Genomic DNA, 6,596 nt, shown 5'->3' with positions numbered 1-6,596 from the left:
GCTCGTCGAAATCCACAAACAGGATGCGGCGCGTGACGCCCAGACCGCGACCGCTAAACCCAAGCCTGGGTCCTGATCGGCCGGTTACCGATGTAGTGCCATTCGACACTCCGGTCCTGCTGCCATTTGAGCATGGCATTCGAGGTCAGCTCCGTGCCGTTGTCGGAGACGATCATGCAGGGAAAGCCGCGCCGCTCGGCGATGCGGTCGAGTTCCCGCGCCACCCGCTCGCCGGACAGCGAGTTGTCGACCACCGTTGCCAGGCATTCCCGGCTGAAGTCGTCGATGACGCACAGGATGCGGAAGCGGCGGCCGTCCGTCAGCGTGTCGGAGACGAAGTCGAGGCTCCAACGCTGGTTGGCGTCCTGCGGGATCGCCATCGGTGCCCGTGTCCCCAAGGCTCGCTTGCGGCCGCCGCGCTTGCGCACGGTCAGCCGCTCCTCCTTGTAGAGCCGATAGAGCTTCTTCCAGTTCACCGCCACGCCCTCCCGCCTCAGCAGCAGGTGCAGCCGCCGATAGCCGAAGCGCCGGCGTTCGTTGGCGAGTTCGCGCAGCCTTCCGCGCAGACCGGCGTCGTCCGGCCGCGATGAGCGGTAGCGGTAGACGCGGGGCGTAATGCCCACCAGACCGCAGGCGCGGCGTTGGGAATATCCCCTTTCTTCAATGGCCCAGTCCACGGCCGTCCTCCTCGAACCGGGCGTCAGAAGTTTTTTGCCAGCATCTCGCGCAGCGTCGACACGTCCATCATCGACTCCGCCAGAAGCTTTTTCAGGCGCGCATTCTCCTCCTCGAGCGCCTTCAGTCGCTTGGCTTCCGACACTTCCATGCCGCCATACTTCTTGCGCCAGGTGTAAAAGGTCGCGTCGGATATCCCGTGTTTGCGGCACAGCTCACCGGCCGTCATCCCCGCCTGATGCTCCTTCAGAATGCCGATGATCTGTTCTTCCGAAAACCTGGATCGCTTCATTGCCTGTCTCCTTCATTGAGGAACAGGCTAACCCAAATTCGGGAACACTTCAGGGGAGCACGTCACCTTCTCCCGCGCTGCTTCCCGGCTTTCCTGGGCATGGATCGCCTTGAGCATATGGCTGATCTCACGGACCTTCGTCGCCGGTACATGGCTGAACACGTTGCGGAAAAATGCACCATGCAGCGCTGCCAGCGCGCCTCAGGCAGATATGCCAGTCGACCTTGTGATCCTTCGACCAGGCGAGGATCGCGTTCGAGGTGAACTCCGTGCCGTGATCGGAGACAATCATGCCCGGCTTGCCGCGGCGGGCGATCAGCGCCGTCAGCTCGTGCGCAACACGCCGACCGGAGAAGAGGGCCTCTCGAAGGCAGCGCGAGAGATTATCGCCCTTCGCCCCGACGAGGAAGTGCGGTCGGGAAGATAGACGCCCTTCTCACGCTGGAGGCGACCCGCGGCCAGTATGAGGGCGGGGCCGCCGATCAGGCGCGCATCGCGCCCGATGGCTGGACGCTCGAACAGCATTTTCTCGACCTGCCCGAACGCCGGCAGCCGCAGCGCGATCTCGCCTTCGGCTACAACACCAATCTAAGCGCCGTGTCGTCCGCCAAGACCGCCGGTTGGCGCACTGACGCCGCATTCCGGTCACTGATAGATTATTCCCCCTGTGGCGCTTGCAGCGCGGTACAGACACGTTGCGCGAGCAGCGCAAGTTGCTCTACTACCCCACCCGGCGGGCGATGGAGATGACAAGCGGTGAACCGGTGTTCGGGCAGATCCAGCACCGTATCGACCACGCGCAGTTCGCCCGAATCGAGCTGGTTCTGCACCACCGCCTGCGGGATCGCGCAGATGCCGATATGATCCTGCGCCATTTGCACCATCGAAGCCAGAGACGAGTTGGTGTAGATGCGCGGCGGCGCCTCGCCAGCGCGGCGCAGGGCGCGCTGAAGCATCGGATAGGGCGAGGTCGCCTTGGGATAGGTGATGATCGGGATTTGACGCAGCGAGTCAATCCCGAGCGGCTCGGACCCGAAGTCTAGCTTGCTGGAGGCGATGAAGGCCAGTGGCGCGGTAAACAGCGGCAGATTGATAATGCGGGCATCGTCGCTGAGACCCAGACAGAGGCACAGGTCCAGTTCGCTCCGCAAGAGCTGGTCGCGCATCAGCGGCGAGATATCGACTGTGAGGTCGATCACCAGGTTCGGGTATAGCGCGTGAGCGCGTTCGAGGAACTGGTTCAGCCAGAGGCGCACGATGGACTCAGATACTCCGAGCCGAACCGTGCCGCGCATCGCACGGGAGACGGTCACGGCGGTCAGCATCTCGGCCCTGAGGTCGAGCAAGCGCTCGCAATAATCCAACAAAACCAATCCCCTGGCGGTCAACGAGAAGTTGCGGCCGCCTCGCTCGATAAGCTTGCCGCCCAGTTCGGCTTCCAGCGCTGCGACGCGCTGTGAGATGGCTGGCTGGGTCGTGTGCAGCCGCTCGGCCGTACGGCTGAAACTGTTCAGCCGAGCGGTCCAGTAGAAGCATTCGAGTAAGCGGAAATCGATCAAGGGTGCTCCTGTGCGCTATAAGAACTCATTATCTGAATGCATTGATTACCATAATTGGACATAAGAGCGCACGAGTGCTTCAGTCAGGCAGATCAAAAAAATTTCAAGCTACACGATGATCGCGACACTTGCACAACACCGTCTGGAAAAGTGGGGCCAAGGAAACAACGGGCACGACATCCGCCTAGGCTGCCGCTCGGGCGAGATCCTCGTCGGCACCGCCGGCATGGCACCGGGCTACGTGCAGGGGAACCTGGCGATCCTGCCAAAGGAATACGCCCACGAGTTCCTCCGCTTCTGTAACGCCAACCCTCGGTCCTGCCCGGTAATCGGTGTATCCGAGGCGGGCAGCGCACTGGTCCCGGCGCTGGGAGAAGACCTAGACATCCGGACGGACTTGCCCGCCTATCACGTCTGGAAGGACGGCGAGATGGTGGCTGAGGTGCACGAACTCACCGACTGGTGGCGCAATGACCTAGTCAGCTTCGTCATCGGTTGTTCGCTATCCTTCGAGGAGGCTCTGATGCAAGAGGGCCTGCCACTGCGCCACATCGAAAAGGGAGAGCGTGTGCCAATGTATCGCACCAACATCCCCTGCGCCCCGGCTGGCCGCTTCAATGGGCCGACCGTTGTCTCAATGCGGCCCCTGGTGCCGGCGCAGGCGATCCGCGCGATCCAGATCACCACACGCTTTCCCTCAGTCCACGGCGCGCCGATCCATATCGGCCTGCCCGAGGCGATCGGCATCGCCGATATCACAACGCCTGACTATGGCGATCCCAACCCGCCGCGCGCGGGCGAGATCCCCGTCTTTTGGGCTTGCGGCGTCACCCCGCAGGCGGTGATCGCGCAAGCAAAGCCCTCGTTCGCTATCACCCATGCGCCGGGCTGCATGCTGGTCACCGACCGTAAGAACACCGAGCTTTCCATCCTCTGATACGTGGAAGGCTCGCAAGTGGAAGGCTTACTAAGAAGCACATACTCAACCAAATGGGAGACTGAAATGAAACCTGTCATCGCCGCGGCCCTGCTGATGGGCAGTTCAGGCATTGCGCTGGCACAGGACGTAACACTCGACGTCGTGGGCAGCTTGAGCACCTCGAGCCTCTATCCGACCTACGAGGTTCCGTTCTGGACCGAGACCCTACCCGCCGCCTCAGACGGGCGCATCGCTGTGTCGCTGCAGGCCTTCGACCGGATCGGCCTTGGGGGAGCGGCGGTCTATGAGATGGTCGAGCAGGGCGTCTACGATGTAGGCACGACGATTATTGACTACGTGGCTGGCGATGAACCACGGGTTGAGGGCCTGGACATTCCCGCCATCGCCGACCCGGCGCTGACGCACCAGATCGCTAACGCCTATCGCCCTTACCTGGAGAAGGTCTTCGCGGAGGCCTACGATTCGGTGTTGCTGGGCGTGGCGCCCTTCACGGCCCAGGTAGTGTTTTGCAAAGCTGAGATCAACGGGCTCGACGATCTGGCCGGGCTGCGCATCCGCGGCTCGGGCCGCATGACCATGGACTTCATTGAGGCTGTGGGCGGCACTGGCGTGTCGATCGCTTTCAACGAGGTGCCGGTGGCGCTGGACCGCGGCGTCATCGACTGCGGCATCACCGGCACGCTGTCGGGTTTTTTCGGCGGCTGGTCCGAGGTCTCGACCCACTTCTATCCGCTGCCAATCGGCGGCTGGGACCCGGTGGGCATTGCTATCAACAGCGACACCTGGAACAGCCTCGACAAGGAAATCCAGACCCTGTTGCGTGAGCAGGTCGCGTCGCTGGAAGACCGGATCTGGGAAAACGCGGTGGCTGACAACCAGATCGGAATCAACTGCAACACTGGCGGCGAATGCCCGGTGGGTAAGGCGCTGAACCTGACCCTGGTCGAGATCACGCCCGAGGACCAGCGCCGTGCCGTCGAGTTGACGCGCGGGACCGTGCTGCCGCGCTGGCACGACCGCTGCCCAGGCGTCTGCGCGGAGACCTTCACCGAGACCGTCGGGCCGCTGCTTGAGGCCGCGCTAAACCAGTAGCCTTGCCAATACTGTCTCGTCCCCGGAGCGATGCTGCGGGGCGGACGTGCCTTTGGCGTTGCAACACCGGGTCCCACCATGCAGACATTGCCGCAGCTTCTCGACCGGCTCTTGGCGGGGGCGCATGCGATCTCCCGATGGGCCGTTTACCTGGGGGGCGGCGCGATCCTGCTGTCGTCCTTCCTCATAAGCATCGACGTGCTCGCTCGTCGCTTCTTCGGCCTCTCGACCTGGGGTGCGGACGAATTGTCCTACTATGCACTCGCCGTGTCGACGAGTTGGGCCTGCGCCTATACGCTGCTCGTTCGTGCGCACATCCGCATCGACCTGGTCACCGCGCACCTGCCCGGCAGGTCGAAGGCCATCTTCCACATCATTGCGCTGCTCGGTCTGGGCTATATGGCGTTCGCCGCTTCGGGGGCCATGTACCACGTTTTCCTCCGCAGTTGGACGCGGGGCTCGACTTCGATCACCACGCTGCAGACGCCGCTGTGGATCCCGCAGGGGCTGTTCCTCGCTGGGCTGTTGTTCTTCACCCTGGTCACCGCTCTGATCCTTCTGCGCGTCGTCGTGGCTATTGTCATCGAGCGGGACGTCGCCACCGTGAACCGCGTCGCTGGCTCAGTGAGCATCGCGGAAGAGACCGAACATGCCATCGTCGAAGCCAGCGAATTGCAGAAAGGGAACAGCTGATGTTCGCCACCGCCCTCGTGGTCCTTTTGGGCCTGCTGGCGCTGACCATTCCAGTCGCCGCCAGCCTCTTCATCTTCGCCGTTGTCATGGACTGGGGCTTTGCTGCCGCACCGCTGAGCCGCGCGCTGGGCCACCAGATATGGGACATCAGCACCAACTTCATCCTCGTCTCGATCCCGCTATTCATCCTGATCGGCGAGTTGCTCCTGCGCTCAGGTATCGCGACCAAGGTCTACGACGCGCTCGACTCCTGGCTGTCGTGGATGCCGGGCGGGCTTATGCATGCCAACATCGGCACCGCCACGATGTTCTCGGCCACCTCGGGTTCGTCGGTGGCGACCGCGGCGACGGTAGGCACCATTGCCCTGCCGCAGGCGCCGCGCTTCGGCTACGACGACCGGCTATTCGCCGGCTCCATCGCCGCAGGGGGCACGTTGGGCATCCTGCTGCCGCCCTCGATCAACCTGATCGTCTACGGCTTCCTGGCGCAAGTCTCGATTCCGTCGCTGTTCATGGCCGGGATACTGCCGGGCCTAGCGCTGGCCGGGTTGTTCATGCTGACAATCCTGGTCCTGTGCGTGATGAAACCCGCGCTCGGCGGGCAGCGGCGGCACTCCACGATGGCGGTGCGAATGGGCAAGCTGGTACACCTGCTGCCGGTCCTGGTGCTGTTGGGCTTCATCATGGGGTCGATCTACACTGGTTGGGCGACGCCGACCGAGGCCGCCGCAATTGGCACCACGGTGGCGCTCCTAATGGCCTGGTGGGAAGGCACGCTGAGCTGGAAGATGATCTGCGAGGCGCTGGAAGGCACAATGCGCACCACCTGCATGATCATGCTGATCATGATCTCGGCGAACTTTCTGAACTTTATCCTCGCCTCGGTGGGACTGACGGAACAGCTTCTGCAGGCGGTCACGACGATGAACCTGTCGCCGATGCAGACTCTGTTCCTTCTGATCGGCATTTACATCGTACTGGGCTTCTTCATCGAGACACTATCGCTGATGATCATCACCATCCCGCTGGTCGCGCCGTTGATCACCCAGCTAGGCTTTGACCCCCTGTGGTTCGGAATCCTGCTGATCGTGCTGATCGAGATGGCTCTGATCACACCGCCAGTGGGGCTGAACCTGTTTGTCGTGCAGGGCGTGCGCGGGCGGGGATCGCTGAACGAGGTGATCGTCGGCGCGATTCCCTTCGTGATTTCTATGTTCGCCATGGTGCTCTTGCTGATCGCCTTTCCCAGCATCGCGCTACTCCTCCCGTCCCTCTCCGGCGGCTGACCTGCCGGCCGCCGGCCGCGGGACTGGCACCGCCTCTCTTTCCCATCTTTTGCCAGGAC

5 protein-coding genes and 2 pseudogenes are annotated in these 6,596 nt (G+C 62.9%); 4 read left to right on the top strand and 3 right to left on the bottom strand.

From position 1 onward, the window contains the following. Nucleotides 1–89: 89 nt before the first annotated feature. From GM910_RS22845 to GM910_RS22830, 3 genes and pseudogenes are all read right to left on the bottom strand, one after another. Nucleotides 90–967 (bottom strand): annotated as a pseudogene (locus tag GM910_RS22845) (IS3 family transposase); the annotation flags it as partial. Nucleotides 968–1,033: 66 nt separating this feature from the next. After that, nucleotides 1,034–1,173 (bottom strand): annotated as a pseudogene (locus GM910_RS27445) (transposase); the annotation flags it as partial. A 450-nt stretch (nt 1,174–1,623) separates the two neighbouring features. After that, on the bottom strand, nt 1,624–2,526 hold the full coding sequence (locus tag GM910_RS22830; protein ID WP_159591961.1) for a LysR family transcriptional regulator: 903 nt from the start codon (nt 2,524–2,526) through the stop codon (nt 1,624–1,626). 115 nt (nt 2,527–2,641) lie between these two features. On the opposite strand from GM910_RS22830, the gene GM910_RS22825 reads away from it, so the two are divergent. The 4 genes from GM910_RS22825 to GM910_RS22810 all read left to right on the top strand — a co-directional run bounded on the left by GM910_RS22825 (nt 2,642) and on the right by GM910_RS22810 (nt 6,537). Next, entirely contained in the window at nt 2,642–3,463 is an 822-nt protein-coding gene (locus tag GM910_RS22825; RefSeq protein WP_159591958.1) for a putative hydro-lyase, read from the top strand. A gap of 66 nt (nt 3,464–3,529) precedes the next feature. After that, nucleotides 3,530–4,558, top strand: coding sequence for a TRAP transporter substrate-binding protein (locus GM910_RS22820; RefSeq protein ID WP_159591955.1), 1,029 nt, complete (start codon nt 3,530–3,532; stop codon nt 4,556–4,558). A 78-nt stretch (nt 4,559–4,636) separates the two neighbouring features. Beyond that, nucleotides 4,637–5,251 carry a TRAP transporter small permease subunit gene (locus tag GM910_RS22815; protein ID WP_159591952.1) on the top strand — a complete coding sequence of 205 codons (615 nt, stop codon included), beginning with the start codon at nt 4,637–4,639 and terminating at the stop codon, nt 5,249–5,251. Further along, nucleotides 5,251–6,537 (top strand): TRAP transporter large permease, encoded by a 1,287-nt coding sequence (locus tag GM910_RS22810; RefSeq protein ID WP_159591949.1) that lies wholly within the window; start codon nt 5,251–5,253, stop codon nt 6,535–6,537. The genes GM910_RS22815 and GM910_RS22810 overlap by 1 nt, the downstream gene beginning before the upstream one ends. Nucleotides 6,538–6,596 lie beyond the last annotated feature (59 nt).

The sequence above is a fragment of the Chelativorans xinjiangensis genome (assembly GCF_009812055.1).
Taxonomy (GTDB): Bacteria; Pseudomonadota; Alphaproteobacteria; order Rhizobiales; family Rhizobiaceae; genus Chelativorans; species Chelativorans xinjiangense.
The sequence above is the reverse complement of the archived record's forward strand: the minus strand, read 5'-3'. Positions and strand labels throughout refer to the sequence as shown.